The organism is Psychrobacter sp. M17(2026) (assembly GCF_055699815.1).
The window spans coordinates 1,421,315-1,447,576 of record NZ_CM146741.1 but is presented as its reverse complement, the minus strand read 5'-3'; the positions used below and the strand labels follow the sequence as shown (position 1 = coordinate 1,447,576).

General features: G+C 41.8%; 25 protein-coding genes. 11 read left to right on the top strand and 14 right to left on the bottom strand.

What is annotated here, in order from left to right:
* Positions 1-240: 240 nt before the first annotated feature.
* Both ACR63T_RS06170 and ACR63T_RS06165 read left to right on the top strand, forming a co-directional pair.
* Positions 241-1,278, top strand: a complete 1,038-nt coding sequence (locus tag ACR63T_RS06170) for an LLM class flavin-dependent oxidoreductase (protein ID WP_472785108.1) — start codon at positions 241-243, stop codon at positions 1,276-1,278.
* 68 nt (positions 1,279-1,346) lie between these two features.
* Positions 1,347-1,511: a hypothetical protein gene (locus tag ACR63T_RS06165; protein ID WP_305900130.1), complete on the top strand. Its 165-nt coding sequence runs from the start codon at positions 1,347-1,349 to the stop codon at positions 1,509-1,511.
* A gap of 355 nt (positions 1,512-1,866) precedes the next feature.
* Here ACR63T_RS06165 and ACR63T_RS06160 read toward each other — a convergent pair whose 3' ends face one another.
* The 5 genes from ACR63T_RS06160 to ispF all read right to left on the bottom strand — a co-directional run bounded on the left by ACR63T_RS06160 (position 1,867) and on the right by ispF (position 6,904).
* Positions 1,867-2,826, bottom strand: a complete 960-nt coding sequence (locus ACR63T_RS06160) for an AEC family transporter (protein WP_472785107.1) — start codon at positions 2,824-2,826, stop codon at positions 1,867-1,869.
* Positions 2,827-3,031: 205 nt separating this feature from the next.
* Positions 3,032-4,927, bottom strand: a complete 1,896-nt coding sequence (mnmG, locus tag ACR63T_RS06155) for a tRNA uridine-5-carboxymethylaminomethyl(34) synthesis enzyme MnmG (RefSeq protein WP_472785106.1) — start codon at positions 4,925-4,927, stop codon at positions 3,032-3,034.
* A 244-nt stretch (positions 4,928-5,171) separates the two neighbouring features.
* Positions 5,172-5,693, bottom strand: a complete 522-nt coding sequence (locus ACR63T_RS06150) for a hypothetical protein (protein ID WP_472785105.1) — start codon at positions 5,691-5,693, stop codon at positions 5,172-5,174.
* A 224-nt stretch (positions 5,694-5,917) separates the two neighbouring features.
* Complete coding sequence (grxD, locus tag ACR63T_RS06145) at positions 5,918-6,268, bottom strand: Grx4 family monothiol glutaredoxin (RefSeq protein WP_010201219.1); 351 nt, start codon at positions 6,266-6,268, stop codon at positions 5,918-5,920.
* A gap of 141 nt (positions 6,269-6,409) precedes the next feature.
* Entirely contained in the window at positions 6,410-6,904 is a 495-nt protein-coding gene (gene ispF / locus ACR63T_RS06140) for a 2-C-methyl-D-erythritol 2,4-cyclodiphosphate synthase (protein ID WP_472785104.1), read from the bottom strand.
* 218 nt (positions 6,905-7,122) lie between these two features.
* Between ispF and mnmA the strand changes: the two genes are divergently transcribed.
* Positions 7,123-8,322: a tRNA 2-thiouridine(34) synthase MnmA gene (mnmA, locus tag ACR63T_RS06135; protein WP_472785243.1), complete on the top strand. Its 1,200-nt coding sequence runs from the start codon at positions 7,123-7,125 to the stop codon at positions 8,320-8,322.
* 12 nt (positions 8,323-8,334) lie between these two features.
* On the opposite strand, the gene ACR63T_RS06130 is transcribed toward mnmA, so the two are convergent.
* Both ACR63T_RS06130 and ACR63T_RS06125 read right to left on the bottom strand, forming a co-directional pair.
* A complete protein-coding gene (locus ACR63T_RS06130; RefSeq protein WP_472785103.1) occupies positions 8,335-9,153 on the bottom strand; it encodes a hypothetical protein in 819 nt (272 codons plus the stop codon).
* Positions 9,154-9,284: 131 nt separating this feature from the next.
* Positions 9,285-9,950: a hypothetical protein gene (locus ACR63T_RS06125; protein WP_472785102.1), complete on the bottom strand. Its 666-nt coding sequence runs from the start codon at positions 9,948-9,950 to the stop codon at positions 9,285-9,287.
* A 299-nt stretch (positions 9,951-10,249) separates the two neighbouring features.
* Here ACR63T_RS06125 and purB point away from each other — a divergent pair, with 299 nt between their 5' ends.
* From purB to ACR63T_RS06105, 4 genes are all read left to right on the top strand, one after another.
* On the top strand, positions 10,250-11,653 hold the full coding sequence (gene purB / locus ACR63T_RS06120; protein ID WP_472785101.1) for an adenylosuccinate lyase: 1,404 nt from the start codon (positions 10,250-10,252) through the stop codon (positions 11,651-11,653).
* Between the two features lie 247 nt (positions 11,654-11,900).
* Positions 11,901-12,272 carry an HAD hydrolase family protein gene (locus tag ACR63T_RS06115; protein WP_305900126.1) on the top strand — a complete coding sequence of 124 codons (372 nt, stop codon included), beginning with the start codon at positions 11,901-11,903 and terminating at the stop codon, positions 12,270-12,272.
* Positions 12,269-13,918 (top strand): hypothetical protein, encoded by a 1,650-nt coding sequence (locus ACR63T_RS06110; RefSeq protein WP_472785100.1) that lies wholly within the window; start codon positions 12,269-12,271, stop codon positions 13,916-13,918. The genes ACR63T_RS06115 and ACR63T_RS06110 overlap by 4 nt, the downstream gene beginning before the upstream one ends.
* On the top strand, positions 13,919-14,647 hold the full coding sequence (locus tag ACR63T_RS06105) for a glycosyltransferase family 2 protein (protein ID WP_472785099.1): 729 nt from the start codon (positions 13,919-13,921) through the stop codon (positions 14,645-14,647).
* 120 nt (positions 14,648-14,767) lie between these two features.
* On the opposite strand, the gene ACR63T_RS06100 is transcribed toward ACR63T_RS06105, so the two are convergent.
* Complete coding sequence (locus ACR63T_RS06100) at positions 14,768-15,883, bottom strand: WavE lipopolysaccharide synthesis family protein (protein WP_472785098.1); 1,116 nt, start codon at positions 15,881-15,883, stop codon at positions 14,768-14,770.
* A gap of 254 nt (positions 15,884-16,137) precedes the next feature.
* On the opposite strand from ACR63T_RS06100, the gene ACR63T_RS06095 reads away from it, so the two are divergent.
* Positions 16,138-16,791 carry a DUF2238 domain-containing protein gene (locus ACR63T_RS06095; protein WP_305900122.1) on the top strand — a complete coding sequence of 218 codons (654 nt, stop codon included), beginning with the start codon at positions 16,138-16,140 and terminating at the stop codon, positions 16,789-16,791.
* Positions 16,792-16,806: 15 nt separating this feature from the next.
* Here the strand turns inward: ACR63T_RS06095 and ACR63T_RS06090 are convergent, their stop codons facing one another.
* Positions 16,807-16,992, bottom strand: a complete 186-nt coding sequence (locus tag ACR63T_RS06090) for an NF038104 family lipoprotein (RefSeq protein ID WP_201573207.1) — start codon at positions 16,990-16,992, stop codon at positions 16,807-16,809.
* 159 nt (positions 16,993-17,151) lie between these two features.
* On the opposite strand from ACR63T_RS06090, the gene ACR63T_RS06085 reads away from it, so the two are divergent.
* Positions 17,152-18,324, top strand: coding sequence for a JmjC domain-containing protein (locus tag ACR63T_RS06085; RefSeq protein WP_472785097.1), 1,173 nt, complete (start codon positions 17,152-17,154; stop codon positions 18,322-18,324).
* 81 nt (positions 18,325-18,405) lie between these two features.
* Here the strand turns inward: ACR63T_RS06085 and ACR63T_RS06080 are convergent, their stop codons facing one another.
* The gene (locus ACR63T_RS06080; RefSeq protein WP_472785096.1) at positions 18,406-19,827 is read right to left on the bottom strand and encodes an SLC13 family permease; all 1,422 of its coding nucleotides are present in this window, start codon (positions 19,825-19,827) and stop codon (positions 18,406-18,408) included.
* A gap of 346 nt (positions 19,828-20,173) precedes the next feature.
* Here ACR63T_RS06080 and ACR63T_RS06075 point away from each other — a divergent pair, with 346 nt between their 5' ends.
* Positions 20,174-20,335: a hypothetical protein gene (locus ACR63T_RS06075; RefSeq protein WP_201573203.1), complete on the top strand. Its 162-nt coding sequence runs from the start codon at positions 20,174-20,176 to the stop codon at positions 20,333-20,335.
* 66 nt (positions 20,336-20,401) lie between these two features.
* On the opposite strand, the gene ACR63T_RS06070 is transcribed toward ACR63T_RS06075, so the two are convergent.
* A complete protein-coding gene (locus ACR63T_RS06070; RefSeq protein WP_201573201.1) occupies positions 20,402-21,103 on the bottom strand; it encodes a YoaK family protein in 702 nt (233 codons plus the stop codon).
* 113 nt (positions 21,104-21,216) lie between these two features.
* On the bottom strand, positions 21,217-22,026 hold the full coding sequence (locus tag ACR63T_RS06065) for an enoyl-ACP reductase FabI (protein WP_472785095.1): 810 nt from the start codon (positions 22,024-22,026) through the stop codon (positions 21,217-21,219).
* Positions 22,027-22,351: 325 nt separating this feature from the next.
* On the opposite strand from ACR63T_RS06065, the gene folE reads away from it, so the two are divergent.
* Positions 22,352-22,948, top strand: a complete 597-nt coding sequence (gene folE / locus ACR63T_RS06060; RefSeq protein WP_201573196.1) for a GTP cyclohydrolase I FolE — start codon at positions 22,352-22,354, stop codon at positions 22,946-22,948.
* 180 nt (positions 22,949-23,128) lie between these two features.
* Here the strand turns inward: folE and msrB are convergent, their stop codons facing one another.
* Both msrB and ACR63T_RS06050 read right to left on the bottom strand, forming a co-directional pair.
* Positions 23,129-24,352 carry a peptide-methionine (R)-S-oxide reductase MsrB gene (gene msrB / locus ACR63T_RS06055; protein WP_472785094.1) on the bottom strand — a complete coding sequence of 408 codons (1,224 nt, stop codon included), beginning with the start codon at positions 24,350-24,352 and terminating at the stop codon, positions 23,129-23,131.
* Between the two features lie 248 nt (positions 24,353-24,600).
* Positions 24,601-26,262, bottom strand: a complete 1,662-nt coding sequence (locus ACR63T_RS06050; RefSeq protein ID WP_472785093.1) for an ABC transporter ATP-binding protein — start codon at positions 26,260-26,262, stop codon at positions 24,601-24,603.

Below are 26,262 nucleotides of genomic sequence, written 5' to 3'. Positions count from 1 at the left end.
AACTTTGTAGAGTCTTAAAGCTGGGTTGAAAATTCAGCCTACACAGATCAAATGATTGAGTATAACGCAACACCAAGATTTGTTACCCTCATTAACATAGCCCTTTATAAACCTATATTCTACCCCATTATATTACCTATCAAGCATTTAAGACTTTCTATAAATAGCCGTTAGAACTTATAAAACAAGACTGTTAGAGAGTTTTTCAATGCTTATAAATCAATAAATAATAGGTGACTTATGAAAAATACTGAGACTGACATTAATACAATCCCATTATCCTTTTTAGATTTAGCGCCCGTACCCATGGGTAGCACTATCGCTGACGGTATCGCTCAAACCGTAGAGATTGCGCAAAAGGCAGAAGACGTTGGATTTAATCGCTATTGGATGGCAGAACACCATAATATGGCAGGTATCGCTAGTGCAGCGACCTCAGTATTACTATCGCATATCGGTAGCCAAACGAATCGCATCCGTATCGGTGCAGGCGGTATTATGCTGCCTAATCATGCGCCTTTAGTGGTCGCTGAGCAGTTCGGTACGCTACAAGCCCTTTATGGTGATCGCATTGACTTAGGCTTAGGCCGCGCCCCTGGTACCGATGGCGCGACCTTTCAGGCATTACGTCGGCAAATGAGTGATGCTGAGCGCTTTCCACAAGATGTGCAAGAGCTGATGTACTTTTTAGGGAATGGTACGGATAACAGTCCTGTGCAAGCTTTTCCAGGAGCTCATTCAAACATACCGATTTGGATATTAGGCTCATCGCTATTTGGTGCAACGCTAGCTGCTCATTTAGGGCTACCGTATGTATTTGCCTCACACTTTGCTCCGCAGATGTTAGAGCACGCTATCAGCACTTATCGTGAGCAGTTCAAACCGTCAGCCTATTTGAGTAAGCCTTATGTCATGCTAGCGGCAAACTTACTACTTGCTGATGATGATGCGACTGCGAACTATCACTTTAGCTCAGCCCAGCAGAGTTTTGTACGTTTGCGACGAGGTGAAAAAGGACAAATGCCAAAACCTGTCGAGGATATGAACAGTATCTGGAATTCGAGCGAAAAGGCGATGGTCGATAGTGCGTTGTCAGTATCGTTTATTGGCTCAGTTGACACGGTACAGCCTAAGCTTGCTGACTTTATAGCGCGATATCAGCCTGACGAATTGATCGTAACTGCCAATATTTATGATCAAGCTGCACGCCTGCGTTCACTAGAACTTACACCTCAGCTAAACTTGTTTACTTTACAATCTTCGGTCGCCCTTGCATAATTATTGATAGATAAAGGTTTGTTGACGCAAGCCAATCGATAATAATTATTAATCAATGGATAATCATCATGGATACTACTCCTATTATCAGCGCCTCATTAGTCATTGGCTCAACTATATTTGCTTATATCGTAGCTCTTTTAGTGGTTTTGGGATTCTTTGGTTATTTGACCTATCGTGTCAGCCCTAAAGGTAAAGCACGTCGTGAAGCAAAACGTGAAAGGCGTAAGTAAGTAACTAGTATTAAGTTTCATTAAAATCCAGTAATGCAATCGCATTACTGGATTTTTTTCGACTCAAAGCTATGTAGTATGATCGCATCAGATGTCGTGCCAAATAGTTCTACAAAGGTAGTAAACGCTAAAATATTTGCTAAATTTCAGGCTGTTTTAAAAGTATCGAAATATCCTAATCTAGGATTTATTAGCTCAATGCTGCTAGCTTTTGCGTGAGGGACGAGCGCTGAGGCGAGTCGTTACAGAATGTTGAGCCCTGACCCGCATATTTCTATCTTGGTAAATACGCGATGCTGAGGCCATATTGGTTAGCTTTTGTTTAAGTGTGGATAAGTAAAAACAACATTAGCATTCACATTAGCCCTAGTCCACGTAATAGCGCTGCGCCAATCGCCATGCCAAACAATCCTACTACGGTGGTAAATGCTAAAATATTAGCCGCTAACACGTCGTTACCGCCCATGGCTTTTGCCATCACATAGCTGGCAGCAGCCGTAGGGGACGCGACCATCAAGAACAGCACACCCATGTGTACGCCTGTCAAACCAAAAGCTAAACCGATGGTAATCGCTAAGATAGGCGCAACAATAATGCGACCAATACTCGCCTGCATCGATAACCCAGAAGGGTGTAGCATCGATTTTAGATCAATACTGGCACCCGCACATATCAGCGCCAAGGGTAAAGCGACCGCTGCGAGCAAATCACCAGTAATATGAATGACGCCTGTTAGCGGTGGTAGTGGCAAAGCTTTGTAAGCAAAAGCGGCCAATAACGCCAAAATCAATGGATTGGTCAATAGCTTTTTGACAATCATCAGGCTACGACTGACCCAAGTATCATCAGCACTTTTGGACACTCGGCTCAAAGTAACAACCGCTAACACGTTAAATAGTATCGTCACAATGCCCATATACACCGCGCCAATACTTAGACCGATATCACCATAGGCATTGGCGACGGTCGCAAGCCCGATAATCGCCATATTACTGCGAAACACACCTTGGACAAAGACGCCTTGGTCAGCAGGTGCGCTGATAAAGCGACTAGCGTAGAGTTCAGAGCCGATAAATAAAATAAAAGTGACCACTATACCAGCGACTATCAGCACTATTTGCTTGCCGTAATCGACTTCACTATCGACGACGCTAAAAAATAGCAATGCTGGCAGACAATAATTAAAGACAAAGCTTGACGCTTGATCGATAAATTCTTTGCTGGCCTCGCCGCGTCTTTTCATAAAAAAACCCAACCCCATCAAGAAAAGGTTGGGCAGTACAATGGTAATGGCGAAGATAATAGCAGCGGTCATAGAGGGACTCAAGCAATCAAAACAAAAGGTACTAAGCGACTCTCAACTTGATATGATTTTTTGTAGGCTGTGGCTTTAGCCCAGCGAATAACTTTAAAAAATTACAATGCTGATTTAGACCCACAGCCTACGCTTAGAAATTGAGGGTGGCGGTATAATGGCATAAGCTGCTATAAAAAGTAATAGTCTAAAATATACAATGAAACTATGACTCTAAAGCAGCCTTGGCTTTTTTATGCTTTTTGACCGTCATCGCGAGTAGCTGGATTGCAGCGGGCGTTACGCCACTGACACGACTGGCTTGCGCAAGCGTTGCTGGACGCACTTGAGTGAGCTTTTGTACTACTTCATTTGATAGGCCAGATACGACAGTATAATCAAAATCTACAGGTAGCGGAGTATTCTCAAGGCGCTTCATCTGTTCGATATCTTCCTGCTGACGATCAATATATCCTGCGTACTTAACTGATATCTCAATCTGCTCGCCAACTAGTGTATCGACTTGTGAATCAGTGATTGCAGCTATATCAGCGAAGTGAATCTGTGGACGTTTGAGCAAATCATAAGCAGTAGATTCTTTAGATAGCACTTCACCTGTTTGGGTAGCGACTTGCTTACCAAGCTCGTTCATCGGCGTTGCCCACATATCTTTTAGACGCGCAGTCTCGGTACTAATAGCGTCCATCTTTTGCTCGTAGGCTTGCCAGCGCGTGTCATCAACTAAGCCTAGTTTGCGACCAATCTCAGTTAAGCGCTGATCGGCGTTATCTTCACGTAATAGCAGGCGATATTCAGCGCGACTAGTAAACATCCGATACGGCTCATCAGTACCATGAGTGATTAGATCGTCGACCAGTACGCCCAAATAAGCCTGATCACGACGCGGTGTCCAAGTGTCAAAATCTTTATTATTAGTAGTAACTAGCGCGGCATTTGTCCCTGCTAATAGACCCTGCACGCCAGCCTCTTCATAACCGGTCGTACCATTGATCTGACCTGCAAAATACAGCCGATCAATCGACTTAGTCTCTAAAGTTGGCTTGAGGCTTTGTGGATCAAAGTAATCATATTCAATCGCATAACCTGGACGGGTAATATGAGCGTTCTCAAGCCCTTTCATGCTATGGATAAACTCAAGCTGTACATCAAATGGCAGACTGGTTGAAATACCATTAGGATATAGCTCATGGGTAGTCAGACCTTCAGGCTCAATAAATATCTGATGGCTGTCCTTGTCCGCAAAACGATGAATTTTGTCCTCAATAGACGGACAATAGCGCGGGCCTACGCCTTCGATTTTGCCAGAGAACATCGGCGAACGATCTAAATTCTCACGGATAATGTCATGCGTGCGCGCATTGGTATGCGTGATATAGCAATTGACCTGCTCAGGGTGCATAGCGACATTACCCATATAGCTCATCACTGGTAATGGCGTATCGCCTGGCTGTATGGTCATCACACTAAAGTCCACCGTACGCGCATCAATACGCGCGGGCGTGCCTGTCTTTAATCGACCGACTGGTAGCTTGAGTTCACGCAAGCGATCGGCCAACTTGATAGAAGGCTGATCTCCTGCCCGTCCACCCTTTGAGTTTTCAAGACCAATATGAATAACGCCGCCTAAGAATGTCCCTGAGGTTAGCACTACGGTTTCGGTCTTAAATATGATACCCGTTGAGCTGACCACCGCAGTTGCGCGACCATTCTCGACTAAAATGTCATCCGCACCTTGTTGAAAGATATCGAGGTTGTCTTGGTTCTCTAAGGTATGACGAATAGCGGCTTTGTAAAGAATACGATCCGCCTGCGCACGCGTAGCCCGAACGGCCGCCCCTTTACGACTGTTCAATACCCGAAACTGAATGCCTGATTTATCAGTTGCCAGCGCCATCGCCCCGCCAAGCGCATCAATCTCACGCACTAAGTGTGACTTACCGATACCGCCAATCGCAGGATTACAGCTCATCTGCCCAAGCGTCTCAATATTATGCGTCAGTAGCAAGGTTTGCGCACCCATACGTGCGGCAGCAAGTGCGGCTTCTGTACCAGCATGACCACCGCCGATAACGACCACATCGTAAATTTTGGGATATTGCATATTTGCCTCGCTTGATTGATGATAACTATCGCACTGCAAGTCATTGATTAGCTAAAAATAACTTACAAAACGAGTAATTGACAATCGCATGTAAAAAACCAGCAATGACTGGAATAAATGACTAATGATATAAACGACTAATAATAAAGATGTAACCGGTAATTATAGCAATTTTTGGGTAGTATAAGAATATTTACCTCAAAAAATTTTAATCCAAAATTAGATCAGCAACAGCATACTTAGACTATTTACTGTCATCATCGGCATTGTTAAAACCTGAACTCATTGTTGCAACTGTATCAGGCTGAGCACTAAGTACATGCTGGCTACCATAACCCTCAGGATTTATTTGTAAATAAGCATTCATCTGCCCAATCGCCTCCCCATCATCACTAATCAAAATCTGTGACTTGATACTATCCACAGGAGGATGAGGTAAGTTCTTAAGTAGCGCCAAACGCTGTTGATTGTCGCCCTTTTCTACTACCATTTCAATAAGTTGACGGACATCGATAGGCAAATCTGAGGTTCCTTGCGCGAGCAGCGCCAAATGATAAGCTCCAGCTATATCTTGATCAGCGACAATACGACGCTCGATGGCTAAATAGGTTGCCTCCGTTGCGCCGCCTGCGACACTAAGCTGATGAATACATCTCAGCGCTGAGTGTGATTCATTATCAGCAATATCAATGATACGCGCTGAATCTGTGGTTAATTTTTCGCGGCGACGCTCAATGGCTTGTTGGTCAATAGATTGATTAGTCATAGAACTCTCTTATTATTAAACTTTTGAAACTTGTGCCCTACATGGGGTCAAAGCCTAAAATTAAAACCTAAGCTTAAGACCTATAAAGACAATAAAAAGCTCGAACAGTCAGTATTAGACTATTCGAGCTTTTTGAGTATTGAGCTAAACGCATTAGCTATAAATAGGTGCTGATTGCTAATGCATCAAGAGACAACATAGCAAAAGACAATATATTAAAAAAACTATGCCGCTGGGCTATTGGCTTCAACTAAAGGCTTAAGCTCACCTGATTGGTACATTTGCAAAATAATATCAGAACCACCCATCAACTCGCCATCAATCCATAACTGTGGAAAAGTCGGCCAGTTCGCAACTTTTGGTAAAGTAGCACGAATTTCTGGGTTTTCTAAGATGTTTACAAAAGCAAAAGGACGACCAATTTGGGTCAATACTTCAATAGATTTCGCTGAAAATCCACACTGTGGAAATTGTGGCGTGCCTTTCATGTATAAAATAACTTTGTTGTCTTTGATTTGATCACGGATCAATTGTTCGACATCATTGGCAGCAGTATTTGGGGTTTGCTCGCTCATAAAAGCTCCTAATTATTAGAGGGTTTGTGAAAAATAGTGGTATCAAAAGTGAATTTCAAACGATATGTGGCTGATACATGGGGCAATCCGTACTTTATTACAAGTGTAAATCAAGTAGACTTGCTATTTTTATAATCAGTCTTAGTGCTCATTTTTGGTTAATAATACCACGGCATTGACCATAACGCCCTCTTGACGACCTGTAAACCCTAACTTTTCAGTAGTAGTGGCTTTAACGCTAATATTATCAATTGTTGTTTGCAAATCGTTAGCAATGTTAGTACGCATAGCCTCATTATGAGGGGCAATCTTTGGTCGCTCACACATGATAGTGATATCAGCATTGCCTAGCTTATATCCTGCTGCTTGAATTTTGCCATAGACGTAACGCAGTAATACTCGTGAATCCAGCCCTGCATGCGCGGCATCAGTATCAGGAAAATGCTGACCTATATCTCCCAGTGCTAATGCGCCAAGCAAGGCGTCAGCGAGTGCATGTAATACCACATCACCGTCAGAATGTGCTAGCAAGCTATGGGTATGCTCGATTGCTACTCCTGCTAGGATGACGTATTGCTGCTGCTCGCCACTATTATGAAAAGCATGAACGTCGACACCTTGACCAATTTTTATCATTATATTTTCCCAAAGTAAATAACCAAAAGTAAGTAGGGTCTGTTGAACAATGTCTAAAGTAAATTAAATTTATTAAGATCACTAGCGACGTCTTCAATCCGTGCTGATTGGCTTATGCAACTCGTGAGTCGCGCCAACAGATCGTCATTAGCTGTTATAATACGACGCTTATTTTACCACAAGTTGTTAAGAGACTTTTTATGTCAACCACACTCGCAATGTCAACGACCCAAAACTTTTGTGCTCATACTGCCCTAACCCTTAGCGATATCGATAATCCTGCGGACATACGTGTCATCGTCGGTATGTCAGGCGGTGTCGATTCGTCGGTATCAGCCGTGTTGCTGCAACAGGCAGGCTTTATGGTAGAAGGCTTGTTCATGAAGAACTGGGAAGAAGATGACGGTAGCGAATACTGTACGGCGATGGACGACTTGGCGGATGCGCAATCAGTATGCGATAAGATAGGTATCAAATTGCATACCGCGAATTTTGCGATGGAATATTGGGACAGAGTTTTCGAGCACTTTTTAGCGGAGTATAAAGCAGGTCGTACACCCAATCCTGATATTTTATGTAATAAGGAGATTAAGTTTAAGGCGTTTTTAGATTACGCCTTGACGCTTGGTGCAGATTATATCGCTACGGGTCATTATACTCGCCGTAGCATCAATTATCGCAATACTGATGGCGCTGAAGTTGCGCAGCTATTACGTGGCCTTGATAACAATAAAGATCAAAGTTATTTTTTACATGCGGTTGGCGGCGATAAGATTGCTAAAACTTTATTTCCCGTCGGTGAACTTGAAAAGCCTGTAGTGCGCCAGATTGCAGAAGAGCACGATTTGATCACGGCTAATAAAAAAGACTCTACGGGCATCTGCTTTATTGGTGAGCGCCGATTCAAAGACTTTTTACAACAGTACTTGCCCGCGCAAAAAGGCGATATCATCACTGATGATGGCCACACTATTGGTACGCATGACGGGCTTATGTATTACACTTTAGGTCAGCGTGGTGGTATCGGTATTGGTGGGGTTAAAGACCGTCCAGAGGAGCCATGGTTTGTATTGGCAAAAGACTTGGACAAGAACCGTTTGATTGTCGGTCAAGGACACGAACACCCAATGATGCTAAGTAATGAGCTGACAGCTTATAAAATGGATTGGGTCGATGGCCTGCCACCTGCGGAAGTTTTTACCACAGAGGGTCTGCTCTGTATGGCAAAAGCACGCTATCGCCAGCCCGACCAAGCTTGTCATGTATTCGCCCTCGATGATAAAGGCTTAGAAGTCAGAGTAGTATTTGATGAGCCACAACGCGCAGTCACCCCTGGTCAATCAGCGGTATTCTATATTGATGAGGTTTGTTTAGGCGGCGGCGTCATTGAATCTATCGATGCGCCTAACAAAGTCTAAAGATTTGTATTCTTATTGACTAATGGTTGCCGTAACGACACCATCTGTGTTTGCACTCATGCCATTTTGAGATTCACTAACCTCAAAGATTTGATAAGTCAATTGCGCAATAGGCTCAAGCTCAGAGGTAAATTGATAAAAGCGAATATCATAGCTACCCTGAGTCCAACCCTCATAAGGCTTAAAGCTAACCCAGTTTTGATTACTATTAGCGACGATGTCTTTTTTCTCAAACAACAGTACTTGACCCGTTTGATTATTCACCCATTTAACGAATACAAAGGCGCTGGCGGGTACTTTTCCATCGGTATCTAAATGAGCAAACAGTTTAGCGTCTTTATTAAGATTTGACGTGTCCACGGATATAGAAGGCAAAGATGAATCAAGAGATAATTTAATAGACCCTGATAAAGGTTGATTGTCGTTTTCTTTATATAACTCTTCAACCGCTCTTTGGGCAAAGCGTCTCTTGTCGCCAATGACTTCGCTTGCTCCTTTGGCCATAAATTTATCAACATACTGCCCCAGCATATAGTCAGGCATTTGATTGACTATTTCTAATGCTTGCTGTTGTGAGTAGTCGTTTATAGATGGACTATTTGAACCCTTACCATTTTCTGATCTTGTCTCTTCACTATTGGCAAAGTTTTCTAACGCTATTAGTGGATTGTTCTCTTGATTAGCAACGTTTTGATTGTTTGAGACTACAGAAGTCTGCTTTGCTCGCATAACTTGATCCATCTGCTGCTTGGTCATAACTAGATAAGTGCTCAAGATACCAAATATAAATGCTACAAGAACCGATGAGACGAAGAGAGTTTTGTCTTTCATAATATAAACTATTTACCTATTTATCTATTTATCCGTGACTCATTAAAAAAGGCATCGACTACTTAATAGACAATGCCTTTTTATTGAATAGCTCATTAATAAAAATTAGTAGAGGGTCATTTTTTATTGTATTAAGGACACTGTATAGAGTATTTGCCTATATTTGCTCTGCCTGAAGTATAAGTTGTATTAGTAATGCTAATACCTTCAAAGCTGCCATTAACCAATAGTGAGTTACTATAACAGCTAATAACGGCATTAGTATTTGCCCCTATTAATCTGCAATCTTCATTGCCAAAACCATTTACCGTGTTACCTACTATACTGCAGGATTTAGAAACATTAAGATCAGGACTCACATTAGGTAGGCTCGGTCTTGTAGGTCTGGTAGGTATACTTGGATTTAGATTAGAATTATTGACACAATCATAGGCATATCTACCATTTGGGTTGCGTTCAATGTCACGTTTGACATCATCAGCATCGCCACCTGACTCGCTTAAAATACTAAATCTTGCAGTCTGACCACCTGGCAGATTTGGCAGACCAAAAATCTGACAGCTCAATGAGAACTTTTTGCCGTTATTAATATTAGGTTTTTTGACTACACATCTACTTGCCGTGCTACTGCCAATGCTATTAACAGTGATGATATTCCCTGTAATATTACAGTTTGATAATCCGTCTAATTGAGCGCCACCAGAGGAGCTTGAAGAACCACTGCTATCAGAATCACCACCACAAGCACTTAATCCCAAAGCTGCGCTCAGTAGCACAACGCTTAACTTTTTATTCATTGGTTATTTTTCCTTAAGCAAGCCAAAATTTAATAGCATTTCAAGCGTATTTAAGCAGTTTTATTTCTAAAGTGCAATGAAAATATGAACAAATGTATATATTTATATTAGGGTATATATACACTAGATTTGTGGTAGTTTTTATTTATATAGCCCTTTTTTCTGATAGCTTGGTAACCTGAACCAAACACTTGCTTTAATCATGCCTTTTTTGTAGCAACTCTTGTTATAATCATCTACCGAAAACACCCTACTGCACCATAAATTGATTCACTTACTATTCATTGAAAGGTATTGTTATGACCACCTCGTTATCTGCCCTAACGGCCCTCTCCCCAATTGACGGTCGCTACGCAGCCAAAGCCGACAGCTTACGCCCTTATTTGTCTGAGTTTGGCCTGATAAAAGCCCGTGTCACTGTTGAGATTCGTTGGTTGCAGTCACTCGCTGAGAATACGGCTATTGAAGAGTTAGCCGCTTTTGATAGTGATACTAATGACTTTTTAAATGCTATCGTAGACAACTTTAGTGAAGACGACGCCCAAGCAATCAAAGATATTGAAGCGACAACCAATCACGATGTCAAAGCCGTTGAATACTTCATTAAGGACAAATTCCGTGGTAATCAGCAATTAGAAGAAAGTTTAGAGTTTATTCATTTTGCTTGTACGAGTGAAGATATCAATAACTTATCTTATGCCTTGATGCTAAAAGACAGCCGTAGCATCGTGCTGGCTAAGATGCAACAAGTGACAGACAGTATCGTCGATTTGGCGATTACCCACGCTGACCAACCGATGCTGTCACGCACTCATGGGCAAACAGCTAGCCCGACGACGCTAGGTAAAGAGATGGCGAACGTCGCTTATCGTCTAGCGCGTCAAATCAAGCAGGCAGGACAAGTTGAATTATTAGGCAAAATCAATGGTGCTGTCGGTAACTATAATGCTCATTACTCGGCATATCCTGATGTCGATTGGCAGATGCATGCTGAACACTTTATCAATGAGCGTCTAGAGCTGACTTTTAATCCTTATACCACGCAGATTGAGCCACATGATTATATCGCCGAGCTATTTGATGTGCTCAAGCGCTTTAATACTATATTGATCGATTTTAACCGTGATATTTGGCAATATATCAGCTTAGGCTACTTTAAGCAGCGTCTAAAAGACGGTGAAGTTGGCTCATCAACCATGCCACATAAAGTTAACCCTATTGATTTTGAAAACTCTGAGGGTAATTTGGGCGTTGCAAATGCTATGCTCGCTCATTTAGGTGAAAAATTACCAATCTCACGGATGCAGCGCGATTTATCAGATTCAACCGTATTGCGTAATATCGGTGTTGGTCTAGCACAAAGCATGATCGCTTATGATGCTTGCTTAAAAGGTGTGGGTAAGCTTGAATTGAATGCCCAACGCTTAAATGACGATTTGGACAAGGCGCAAGAAGTGCTAGCAGAGCCAATCCAAACAGTTATGCGTCGCTATCGCGTTGAAAACCCTTACGAGAAGCTAAAAGCGCTCACTCGTGGTAATGCGATGACCCGCGCGGCGATGCTGACTTTTGTAGAAAGTGATGAGCTATCGGCCGTTAGTGAGGCGGATAAAGACAGTCTGCGACAGTTAACGCCAGCGACTTATATTGGTAATGCCGCTGAGCAAGCAAGCACTATTAAAGAGTGGATTGCCAAGCTTTAATCGTCAAATTTAGTAATGCATATATCATCCAAAAAACATCATGACACCTCTTTAGGTGTCATTTTTTTGTCTATCTACACTAATCCTGAGTAGTATTATGTAATTTTAACTTGCTTAGACAAACAACAACAATACGATATTTATATTCTACTACCACCATGATTTATAAGTGATTAATTCATAATAATAATCGAAGTGCAGCCTAATAGCGTTACTAACTTTGACTTTATTATTAAGAAAAATACTTATGAAACGTCTTATTTTCGATATAGATGATACTTTATGTAATACACAGAATTCTGATTATACGAATGCCAAACCTATCCTTGCGATGGTAGAAAAACTTCGCGAATACCATAGCCAAGGCTTTACTATCGTTTTAAATACCAGTCGCAACATGCGCACCTATTCAAGCAATATTGGCGAGATTAATAAAAACACCCTGCCTATTATTATTGACTGGCTGGCCAGACATGATATTCCTTACGACGAGATCTATGTCGGTAAACCTTGGTGCGGTTTTGAAGGGTTTTATATCGATGACAAAGCGATACGACCTAAAGAATTTTTGGATTTATCTTATGAGGATATCTGTAAACTATTAGGAATGTCGCCATGATTATTATTCATTCTTCAAAGTTTGTGAATGCTGAGCTTGAGGCAGAAGTCGGTCCAATACCACCTTGTATGCTTCCTATTGGCAACAAGAAAATGCTGGAGCTACAAGTTAATAATTTTCGTAGTTATTTTGCTGATGAAAAAATAATAGTGACACTACCGCAGCATTACCAACTCACGATCAATGAGCAAATGGTCATCAATCAGCTGAATATTAGTATTCAACGTATTTGCGATACTATTGGCTTTGCTGAATCAATGTTGCATGTTCTTAACATTGAGATTGATTGTCCTACTGAGCCAATCCGAATTCTGCAAGGTAATCGACTACTCAATGATATCCCAACCGATAGTGATTGTATCGCAACCGTTGATCAAAATAGACAAGGCGACTGGTATGATAGATATCAGCGTCAAGATAATGAATCGCGCTGGCTTGGCTACTACTGTTTTTCTTCCAAAGCTGATTTGGTAAAGGCTTTAGCACTTTTTACAAAGAGCTTTCCTGAAGCGATTGCTTATTATCAAAACAGTATTGCTGTAAGCGAGGTCCAGCCAACAGATTGGTACAATTGCAGTCATTTTAGAAGTTACTTTGATGCCAGATCTAGTATCACCACTCAACGCTCTTTTAATGCTTTAATTATAAAGTCAGGTATCGTCACTAAAACGAGCAATGATGATATTAAGATTCAAGCGGAAATCTACTGGTTCTCTCATTTGCCACCAAAACTTCGACGTTTTACGCCGCAATTTATTGATAATGGACGTTTGCAAGACGGCATTACGACCTATTACTGCTTGGAGTTTTTGCCATTATTACCATTGAACGAGCTGTATGTTCATGGGCGTAATCCTATTTGGTTTTGGCGCAATACATTTGATCTAATAAAAGATTATTTTGGTCATGCTGCAAGTAAAGAATATATCCATACACTTGATGCTAGCGATATTGATGAATGCCGAGACAGTCTATACTGCAAAAAAACACTTAGCCGTCTAAAAGCCTATCAAAAATCGTCTCAAATTGATCTACACTCTCCAGTTTTTTATCAAGGGATTGAGCTGGGCCCCATACATGATATTACCCAAGATTGCATAACTAAAATGCTTAAATTGCCCAAACGTCCCGTTATTATGCACGGTGATTTATGTTTTAGTAATATGCTATTTGATACTCGTGGTCGTCGATTAAAATTAATCGACCCGCGTGGTCTCGATTGCTATGAAAACTTTAGTATTTTTGGTGATATGTCTTATGATTTGGCTAAGCTTGCTCACTCAGTAGTTGGTATGTATGACTTCATTATTGCTGGGCGCTTTGAGATTATTGCCAGTCATGAGGTAAAAGGTGCAGGAAATATTATTCATTTTGATATGGATGAGCGCTTAGAGCGTATTCAAGCGGAATTTCTACAATTCAACTTTGTTGAAGGTATAGATGCCATAGATATTATGCCAGCAGTAGTGTTACTGTTTTTATCGATGTTACCTCTTCACGCTGATAGACCGGATCGGCAGCAAGCCATGCTTATTAACGCTTTTCGCTTATACAAAGAATATGTGTATATCAATCCTATTGAGCATAGTGGCATCAGTAACCAGTTAGTCGATGCTGAGCAAACTGACAATATTTTGGAGAGTTAAATGATTGTGATTCCTATGGCGGGACTTAGTAGTCGCTTTTTTAAGGCAGGATTTGAGGTGCCAAAATATCAGTTAACTGTCGATGACGAGTATGTATTTGATTTAGCGCTCAAGTCCTTTGGGTGCTATTTTGAATCAGAGCTGTTTGTTATTGTGTTGCGAGATTGCTTTGATACTAGGCAATTCGTTGAAAAGCGGTTGCAAGCGCTTAATATTAAGCATTACCTTATTAGAGTCTTAGATTTTGAGACGCAAGGGCAAGCTGAAACAGTGCTGTTAGGAATTAAGGATTCTAGTATTAATGATGATGAACCACTATTTATCTTCAACATTGACACCTTTCGTTATGACTTTAAAAAACCTGACTTCATCAATGATTGCGCAGGCTATTTAGAAGTATTTCGCGGTGATGGTGAGCACTGGTCATTCATTGAAATAGACGATAACGATAGAGTCAGTCGTACCACGGAAAAACAGCGCATCTCAGATTTGTGTAGTGATGGCTTGTACTATTTTGCGAGCAAAGCGCTATATATCGATTTGATAGTCAAAGCAAAAGCGCAAAATATGCTGGTCAACAACGAGCTATACATTGCTCCTATTTATAACTTATTAATTGAACAAGGCAAAGAAGTACGTTATCACTGTATCAACGCTGATGAGATTGATTTTTGTGGTACTCCTGATGAGTATAACTATCTATTACGAAAAGGATTAAAAACAGATTAACTTGATAGTTAATAGCTTTGTAAAACAATAAAAGCGGCCAGTTAAAGTTAACTAGCCGCTTTTATTAGTTAATCGCTTATGGTCAAAACACTTGCTATCAGAGCACTTGAGTCAACAATACTATTGAGGATAAATTTGATTCATTGATAGCTGATTAGTCGTAATAGACACAGCATTACGCTTTAGAGCTTGACGCTCATCACCTGCCTGCAACAACACTTGATTAGGCGATCTCACTTGCCAATAGTCAGCAAACAGACGATACCAATCTTCGTGATTGACACAGTTAAGCACCGCAAACTCATCGTTTTTTACCCAGTCGTATTTCGGAAAACTTAGACCCAACTGATCGATATCAAGCACTACAAAATGCTCAGCCAAAAAGCGATCATGACCTGCCAATATAGTCTCATCGGTCTCATTGTACAAATTTGGCACTTTATAGCCGCGAGATTTGGCATAGTTAACGGCGATATGCTGCTCGACTGCCAAGCGCGTACGGAACTGATCATCATAAAAAGTCGCCTCCATATCGTGGGCGTTATTTTCAAAATAAGTTGCGTTCTTTGTAGTCATAGGTTTCACTGACCAGTACTCTTGCAACACCTTGCGGCGGCCAAATTGCAGCCAGTCACTAACATGATAGGCCATATGCTGATAGATACTAGGATCAATAGTAAAGAAATTAGCGACCGCAATTGGCGAGTACTTTTTATTGGTTTTCTTGCCAGACTTTTTAGCTTTAGCAGTGGCTTTTTTGGATTTAGCTTTAGACTTATTCTTTGAGGTTAAAGTATTGCTATCTCGTTGCGGTGCGCCACGCTGCACGGCTTCTAAATACTGATCGTAAATACTTAGTAGGTTGGCGTTGGTTAAGTAACTATCGGCGCGCAGTTTTAACGCATATTTAGTATCTACTAATGCCATACCAGCGGCTGCTGAGGTAATTTGGCGATTGGCATTATTTGGCGCATCAAAACCGAATCTAATATTAGGTAATCCACCTGGGTCTTCGTTCAAAATCAAGCTATCGACGCCAAGCTTTTGCGCAGTGTTGTACTGGGCTGGAAACTCAAAGCTATTCCAAGTCGATAGTATAATTTTGGCATCAGGTAGCGCCGCTTTAGTCTGGGCTAAGTTATATAAAAAATCAGTACCATCGGAGTTTCCTGATCCTAGCTTGTCAGGGTCAATATACCCTTGATAAACCACGGTTATTTTTTTACTTTTAATCATATTGCCCTCAAAATATGTAGTCATTGACTTATTATATTAGCAAAAAAATATTATGAATTTATAGTAAATAACCGTTAATAAGTCTTTAATTTATTATCAATAGCTCGGTGTTAGCAATTTTTATGATGAGAGTCATTGTTATTATAAAATAGACTAATTACAGCAATATTTAGATATTTTTGCTAGTGACTGCTATGATACGACTCTTTTACGTCTTAATTCTTAAGTCATGTTAATCAAGGCTAGGCTTATGTATGAGTAAGCGCTTTAATCCTGTATTTATTAGCACTATTATTGTGCTAATTGTCATGATACTTGCCAGCATAAATCCTTTAGAATGGTCAAGCTATCTACTGCACCAAGCGGGCACGCTGATATTTTTGGCAGTAATAGTAGCATTGTATCGTTACTGGCATATTAGCGCTAAGGCGTACGTACTCGCAACTCTGTTTTTATTCATCCATATCATTGGAGCACGCTATTTATATTCTTATGTGCCCTACGACGATTGGACGCAGCAATTATTCGGTGTACGATTAAGTACAGTATTTGGCTGGCAACGCAATATGTATGATCGGCTCGTGCATTTTAGCTATGGATTATTGATATTTAGCGTCATGTATCAGGGCTTAAATTATGTGCTAAAAATTCAGTCGACTAAGCAGTTGATCGTATTAACATTAATGCTGAATATGTCAACCAGCCTACTCTACGAGTTATTTGAATGGGGTATTGCTACCACGCTATCACCTGAGGCGGCAGAAGCTTATAATGGTCAGCAAGGAGATATGTGGGATGCGCACCAAGATATGGCGCTGGCATTGATTGGCGGCATTACCGCTGCTGCAATGACTGTCTTTTTTGATAGAAATAACAAGCACAAGCAGCAAGTTTTACCTATTAAGTAAGCTTATTTAGTAGGATTAATCGTCTTTTTTATCGTCATCACTATCACCAGGTATAATGGCTTTGCCGACTGCTACTGTGCCTTTGGCAATCCCCTTTGTGGTTTTATAAGCGACTTTTACAGGTACGGTGACGAGTTTGTGTACACAAGCTTGCAGGAAAAAAAGACTCGTAATAATAGCGATAATCTGTAGTTTTTTCATAAGTTTCTCAAATTAGGTTTAGACGGGTAAGCAGTCGCTTATCATAAACTATTAAACAGCATTACTAAAGCCATTTGCTAACGATATACCCTCTTGTGAAAGTTCAAATACATCCTGACAACAAGCCCTTTAATTTTTTATAACCATACGGATCTTCCTATGAGCGCTATAGCACTTTGTTTACCTGAGTTACTCTCTGCTGAGCAATTTTTGAGTGAATACTGGCAAAAAAAGCCGTTGTTGATTAGACAAGGATTACCTCAGCTCATTGGCATGTTTGAACCAGAAGATATCTTGGCCTTAGCGCTAGAGGAAGAGGCTAGTGCCAGATTATTGACTCAGTCCGCTGCTAAGCAAAACAATGAGCCACAATGGCAAGTCAAAAAGAGTCCACTGACAGAGACAGACTTTGATAATTTGCCAGAACAATGGACCGTGTTAGTACAAAATTTGGAACAGTGGTCAGCCGATCTTGGACAGTTATGGCAAGCGTTTGACTTTATACCGCAGTGGCAGCGCGATGATATTATGGTGTCCTACGCCCCAAAAGGCGGCTCAGTCGGTAAGCATTATGATGATTATGATGTATTCTTAGCCCAAGGATACGGCTCACGGCGCTGGCAACTTGGCAAGGTGTGTGATGAGCATACTGAGTTTGTAACAGGCGAACCTATACGACTCTTTGATGATATGGGTGAGATAATTTTTGATGAGGTATTAGAAGCTGGTGATGTACTATACGTGCCCCCTAAATTATCGCATTTTGGCTTAGCGCAGGATGATTGTTTGACCTTTTCATTTGGCTGTCGCCGTCCTAATTTGATGCAAATTATCGATAGTCTGGCCGATGTGGCAACCAATGATAGTCGCCTATTCACCCCGATGCTACTACCGCAAGCGTCTCAAGTATCAGGCGAGCTGCAAGGGAACAGTATTGACGCGATAACCTCTCAGCTATTACAGCTACTGCAATCTGAGCAAGGCGCTGATATTATTCGTCAAGCGGTTTGTGAAGTCGTTAGTAAGCGCCAGTACGATGCATTAATGCCAGAAGAGACTATAAGCACTGATGAGCTGATGCAAGCTTTGGCTGAGGGTGCTACTTTGCAAGCCGATTATAGCAATCGCCTGCTTTATAATCAGTATGATGGCAACACTACTCTATATGCTAATGGACAAAGACTAGACGGATTGGATAATACCGCAACTGCGCTGTTAAAGCGCTTTGCTGATGGCGAGCAAATCCAACAAGATGATATTGAAGATATCGATCCTGATGAGCTAATGGAATGGCTTGAAAATGGTTGGATATGGCTGGATTATATTGGCTAGAGTCTAGGGTCTGTTGAAAAAACCGCTATCTAACTCATTTAGACAGCGGTTTTTTTGATATATCGTTAAGTTAATAAGCCGTTATAGTAAAAAGAAATACGCCCACAAACCAACGACGAACATAGCAATAATATTGAGCACGACTCCAACTCGTATCATCTCCGATTGTTTTATGAGCCCTGTACCAAATACAATAGCATTTGGTGGTGTTGCAACAGGCAGCATAAAGGCACAAGAAGCACCAATACCAATAACCAATACCAAGACTTCAGTCGGTACGCCCATTTGCTCTGCAATTGCGGCAAATACAGGAACTAGCAATGCAGCAGATGCCGTGTTAGAGGCAAACTCTGTCAAGAAGATAATAAAGGCCGATACAGCAATCATCACTAAGATTAGTGGCGCAGTTGCTAAAGCATTAGCAACTGTTTGACCTAGCACTAAAGAGGCGCCAGACACTTTAAGTACCGTTGATAATGCGATACCACCACCGAAAAGCATGAGTACGCCCCAGTCAGTATTGTCTGAAACTTGTTTCCATGACACCAGTCCACAACTAACGACAGCTGCCGCCGCTGTCAATGCAATCACAGCATCGGTATCGCTAATGCCAAGCGCGGCACCAAGCTGCTTAGAAAATATCCAGCTAAGCGCAGTCAAAATGAAGATGATGATAGTGACTATCCGTGGCTTGTTCCACTCGATAGAGTCGTCTTGGGCAAGTGTTACTTTACGATTAAGGTTAGGTTTAAGCACAAAGTACATGGCACCCAATAACAAGGGCAATAGCACTAGCATAATTGGAATACCAAACTTCATCCAATCGATAAAGGCAATACCTAAAGCGTCGGCAGCAATAGCATTTGGAGGTGAGCCGACGATCGTCCCTAAACCGCCAAGACTTGCGGAATAAGCAATACCTAGAAGCACAAAAACAAAAGTCCCTCTATCTTTTTCACGATCCACTTGGGTAAGAATACCTAGAGCTAGTGGTAGCATCATCGCAGCCGTAGCAGTATTCGATATCCACATCGATAGAAAAGCGGTAACGCCAAATATTAAATATACTGCCGTGCCAAGCTTACCACCTGACATCGATAGAATTTTTAGAGCAATTTTTCGATCTAATTGCTGTACATGTAGGGCGGCTGCCAAAGCGAAACCACCGAAAAATAAATAGATAATAGGGTTGGCGAAACTCTCTAAACCTATTTTGGCATCAAACTCTGGTATACCTACTAAGGCACCGACGACTACCACCAATATAGCAGTAATCGTCACGTGGATGGCTTCAGTCAACCATAATGCGCCTATAAAAAATAGCACTGCTAGACCTTTATTAGCATTGATATCATAAGGCAATACGTTATAGATAATGACACTGATAATCGCGGCTATAGCGACCACAATTAGTCCTTTACCTGTTCCTTTGGGAAAAGTATCCGTAAATAAATACTCATTGCCATCATCAGGAATATGGCTATCTAATCTTTGTTCTGGCATGACTCACCCTCATTACATAAGAGACCTAGTAGATAATATAAAGTTAATTTTTTAATTAGGGTCTGTTGCTATCTAAAAAAAATGATAGTAACAGACTTTTATCTATAGAAACATAAGAATGTGCAAAGTATATAAAACCATTATAATACAGCGTGTTGAACATTATCTTAGAAATAAGTACTCAGGTACTTCTTAAATATTCTCTGTACAATATCTCTATCAGCAGGTATCTCTTTACACACAGATACCAAAGAGATGTAATGATACTCTATTAATGGTATCAATATTAATTCATAATTAAAGAGTTAAGACATCGTTATATAATAATAACTAAATGGAGCATACTATGACACGTAATAAAGTTGACCCAACCACTAAGCTGGCGCCGAAAGATATTAATCAAGACGATTTAGCCAAAGAGGATCAGCAACGTACTGATGATTCAGCACTAGGTATGATGCAAGCTATGCATGAGCATGAAGACCACAAAGACGCTGAAGACGAATAGTCTGATCTAACAGCTCTACCACTGTAAAAGCTGTATATTACAAAAAGCGCTTACCACTGTTTATATTTATAACTGTGATAAGCGCTTTTTGCGTTTAGGTTGTCGTCTCTCTGGTAATCTATCAGAAGCTTTGTTATAAACAAATGCTGCTATCAATACGATAGTAATAGGCACAAATAATGATCCGTAGCCGATTCTTGCATACAAAAAAGCCCCGACTACCCCGCCGCCGCAAAAGCAATACCAAATGATAGCTTGAAAGCCAAGCGTCGGTTTACTAATAGAGCGTCCTGCCAGCCAGTTGCCGATTGAAGCACCCATATCTGAGGTCAAGCCTGTTAAGTGCGTGGTGCGAATGACCGCACCACTATAAGTGGCAACCATAGCGTTTTGTAACCCGCAAGCCATAGCAGCGGTAAGCTGACCTAAATAATCGTGCTGCTGATAGAGAAAATAGCTGAGCAGCAGTAAAGCCGCCTCTATATATAGCGCGTTACCGTAGCGCCGACCCAACTTTAGAGAGGTCTGCCCGATCACAAAGCCACTAAGTATAGAGCCTGCCAAAAAGGCCAATAAAGACGCACTAATATAGAGAATGCTACGTCCATCAAAATGAGCAATAGCGGCTGAAAATAAGCTTACGTTCCCTGTGACATGCGATACGGATAAGTTAGTAAAGCCCATTAGCGCGGCAGTGTTCAGACAGCCTGCGCTAAATGCCAATACTGCCCCGCCCCACAATATCCACCTTGGAAGTCTGGTTATCATAGCTATTGCCTATAAGCTGGTCGCTCAAAAATGCCCTTAGTATAACCAAAAAAGGCCGCCCGTTGGCCGCCTTCTTAAACTATTATCACTTAAGTTATATAACCTTGCTGAGACTATTTTTCAGTATCACCCAACGTCATGAGCTGCTCGCTAATAGCGACGGTGTTAAAACCGGCATCAACGAACATAATCTCGCCTGTGATACCTGAGGCCCATGGCGATAACAAGAACAATGCAGCATTACCAACTTCCATTTGGCTCACATTACGCTGTAGAGGGGCTATCTTTTCGCTGATATCAAGCATTTTACGGAATGACTTGATACCACTTGCTGCTAGCGTACGGATAGGACCTGCTGAGATAGCATTAACTCGGATGCCCTCAGAGCCCATAGAAGTAGCAAGATAGCGTACGCTGGCCTCTAAGCTAGCTTTTGCCATACCCATGACATTATAGTTAGGCAGTACTGAGATGCTACCTTCATAAGTGAGCGTCAACATAGAGCCATGACGCATCGCTAGTAGCTTGCGCGCCGCTTTGGCGAGTGCTACAAAGCTATAGCTTGAGATATCATGAGCAATATGACTACCCTCGCGAGTGGTCGCGTTGACAAAATCACCATCGAGCTGATCCATCGGCGCAAAGCCAATGGCATGAACAACACCGTCAATTCCGTCACCCCAATGAGCCGTTACTTGCTCAAAGCAAGCAGCGATAGACTCATCAGAGGCTACGTCACACTCAAGGACAAGATCCGCTTCAAACGCTTCGGCTGCCATATCTACCCGTTTTTTTATTTTATCATTAGGATAGGTCAAGATCAGTGAAGCACCCTCACGGTGCAGCGCTTCAGCGATCGCCCAAGCGATAGAGAGTTTGCTTGCGATGCCAGTTACGACAAAACGTTGTCCTTGTAGTAGCATAATAAATCCTTATTAAATAGTTAAGCTATTAGGGTATTTTAAATCGAGCAATCAGATGGCTCATTATACAGCAATTTAATTAAGTAAACAGACGTAAACTGATAGCGAATTAAAGAATTGATCTTTATTCGGGTCTGTTGAAAAAGCCCTGCTATATTGCTTTGCCTATAGCGGTATGAAACTAGGTGAATTTCAAGTATAATCACAGTCCTTTTCAGCTTGCAAACACTTTATAAAATCTTGGTTCATCGTGCTTGGTTCACTATGATTGAAACCCTAAGATTTAGCGTTATGCTATACCCACATTTTGGATGGCTGCCCCCTTATGAGTAACACTCCAACCGTAATCTCTGATTATCAGCAAAGTATTGAGTCCTATCGTCAGCTAATCAGCTCAACGGGCGAGGACTTAGAGCGTCCAGGTCTAGAGGACACGCCTCAGCGCGCAGCAAAAGCGTTTGCGCATTTAACTCAAGGCTATCATCAGAACCTAGAGGAAGTCGTCAATGATGCCGTATTTCCCTCGACCAATCGTGAGCTGGTATTAGTACAAAATATCGAGTTCTACTCCCTTTGTGAGCACCATATGCTGCCTTTTCATGGTATCGCTCATATCGGTTATTTGCCTAATGGACACGTATTAGGTCTGTCTAAGTTTGCTCGTATTGTCGATATGTTCGCTCGTCGCTTGCAAATCCAAGAGAATCTTAGCGAGCAAGTGGCGCAAACCATTATGGATGTAACAGGCTGTCGCGGGGTTGCCGTGGTGATGGATGCTGCCCATATGTGTATGATGATGCGCGGGGTGAGCAAGCAGCATTCGACTACTCGTAGTACTGCGATGCTTGGTGAGTATATGCACGATAATCAAGCGCGTAATGAGTTTTTAAACGCACTACCTAGACGACAGCCTGCGTTTTGAATATTGTACGTCCATTAAAACAAAAATGCTGACTCAATAAAGTCAGCATTTTTTGTTATAAAAATATTCAAACCTGAACAGAAAACCACTCAATAAGAATCACTCAATAAGAATCGCTCACTATAGCGATGCTTAACCATCAGTGAGCGATTTGTTTAAATATAAAAACAGTGATCAAACTTAGCTAGCGGTTTTTACCTCATCGATCCAATTACCATAGCCCGCCGCTTCCATCTGAGCTAGTGGTATAAAGCGCATCGCCGCCGAGTTCATGCAATAACGCTTGCCAGTCGGTGCTGGACCATCATCGAACACATGGCCAATATGCGAGTCTGCATAACGACTGCGTATTTCAGTACGAGTACCAAAGATACCTGGATCGGCTTTTTCAACCACCATCTCAGCGTTTAGCGGACGAGTAAAGCTTGGCCAGCCTGTGCCAGACTTAAATTGATCACGCGAGGAATATAACGGCTCGCCCGATACGATATCGACATAAAGTCCTGGCTGTTTATTATCCCAATATTCATTATCAAAAGCGCGTTCGGTACCATCCTTTTGCGATACTTTATATTGAATACTACTCAATGATTTTTTTAACTCATCTTGTGAAGGTTTAACAAAGGTAGCTGGATTAAAGCCTTTGCTCGATATAGCGCTACTTGTTGTATTCTCACTTGCCTTTGACTGCGCAGCAATATCGGCAGCAGTAGGTTTGAACTGGTTAAAGTCCAGCTCGTAGTCTTTGCCATAGACGCTCTCAATAAACTGATAGCGACCAGAGTTAAAGGTATAGGCTTTATAGCGTAGTGGGTTCTTTTTATAATAGTCCTGATGGTACTCTTCGGCTGGATAGAACATCGTAGCAGGGACGATCTCAATCACTACTGGCTTCTCATAGACGCCTGAGGCCTGTAGGTCCTGTTTAGCGGTTTCTGCAATTTGTTTTTCTTGTTCGTTATGATAAAAAATAGCAGGGCGATATTGAGTACCACGATCGACATACTGACCATCAGCATCAGTGGGATCAGCAATCCGCCATAATGCTTGCACTATGCCATTATAAGTAATTTGAGTAGGGTCATAATAGATTTGCGCAGCTTCAGTATAGCCTGTGCCCCCTGCTGATACAGTATTGTAAGTTGGGTTTGGCGTATCACCACCAGCATAGCCTGAGACTACTTCAATCACCCCAGGTATCTTCTCATATCCAGCTTCCACGCACCAAAAACAACCACCAGCTACCGTCGCTACGGCTAAGTTTGGATCCGTTGGTGCATAAGGGTTGACAGCGGTTGGGTTCTTAACGGTAGTGCTATTGTCAGTAGCAGTACAACCTGCGTATAGTGCACTGCTGGCTACTATCGCCATACCAATGACTTTGGCTTGTATTTTGAAGTTCATAAGAAGCTCCTAATGATTTTCTAGTAATTTATAGTCCTATTATATCTTTTAGGTATCACCGAAATATTTTTATTATGTAGTTTATTTACCTAATAACAGTCAATTTATAGCTGACAGTTACCTTAAGAATACATTACTAATGACTAATTACCTTGAAGTAAAATTAAACGCTCATAGTAAAATATAGTTTGGATATTGGCATCATAACTTGGTATCTGAATCAAGTTATAAACCTTACTTAGGCTATTTTATAGCTGCATACTTGCCTGTAATAATCGTTGCGCATAAGGATGCTGGGGATTATCAAAGATAGCTTCTGTTGCGCCTGACTCCACACATACGCCTTCTTTTAGCACCATAATATGCTGACAGAGCGCGCGAACTACTTTTAGATCGTGGCTGATAAACACGTAGCTGATATTAAATTTTTGCTGTATTTCACGTAGCAAATTAACAACGGTAACTTGAGTCGTACTATCGAGAGCTGAGGTGGGTTCATCAAGAATAATCAAGCGTGGCTGCATCACCAATGCTCTTGCGAGCGCCACGCGCTGACGCTGACCACCTGATAGCTCATGCGGATAACGATGGACAAAGTCAGTCGGTAGGTGCACCGTGGTTAAGCTCTGCATAACGGCATCTTCGCGCGCTGCTTTTTCGATGCCTTGTACTAGCAACCCCTCCTCGACAATTTGCATCACGGTCATACGCGGATTAATACTAGCAAACGGATCTTGAAAGACCATCTGCATCTGCGCACGGAATTTGCGCAGCTGACGTTTTGATAGCATAGCGATATCTTGACCATCAATCGCTATTTGACCCTTAACTGTTGCCTGATTGCTAAGCAATTGACTGAGTGCTAAAGCGATAGTGGTTTTACCTGATCCCGACTCGCCGACTATCCCTAAAGCTTGGCCTGCTGCTAGCGTCATATCGACATCTTTTACCGCATCAAACCAGCGCTTAGTTGCGCCAAATATATTTTTTTCAATCGGGAATTGCACTTGTAGATCATCAACTTGTAATACAGCTGCTTTATCTGACGCTTTGAGCTGCTCGATAGCAAGCGCTTGTCCAAAGTCTTGCTGCATGAGGGTACGAGTATACTCAGCCTTGGGACTGGCAAAAATCGTAGCGGTCGCACCTTGCTCGATAGTATGACCTTGGCGCATAACGATAAGGTCATCGCTATAGCGCTTAACGAGATTTAGATCATGGCTGATCAGAATCATCGCCATATTATGATCCGACTTGAGATCATTGAGCAGTGCTAATATCTCATGCTGCAAGGTCACGTCCAGCGCCGTGGTTGGCTCATCCGCTATTAAGATATCCGGCTGCTGAGCTAGCGCCATGGCGATCATTACCCGCTGACGCTGACCACCAGATAGCTCATGCGGATAGCGATCTAGCTTATCTTCAGGATCGATAATATTGACATCATTTAACAGAGTGATGGTTTGCGTGCGCCATTGCTTTTTGGCAACGCCGCTTAATCGCAGCGATTCAGCGATTTGCTTGGCAACAGTATGTAGCGGATTGAGCGCGGTCATCGGCTCTTGAAATATCATACCAATACGCTGACCACGAATAGCTTGTAGCGATTTATTACGATTACGGGCATTGACAATAGGTAGCTCAAGCATATTGCTATTATTAATGCTGTCCGCTATTTGTACCTTGCCGCTGACTGTCAAGCTCTCAGGCAGTAGCTCTAATAGCGCTAAGCTGGCAATAGACTTACCAGAACCTGACTCACCGACGATAGCAAGTGTCTGACCTTGGCAGAGCTGATAAGAGAGCTTATCAACTAGCACTAGTCCTGCTTTGGTAGTGATAGTTAGCTCATTTACTGTCAATATTGGCTCAGGAATTGGCACTATAGGTATTTTTTTATTAATAATCAT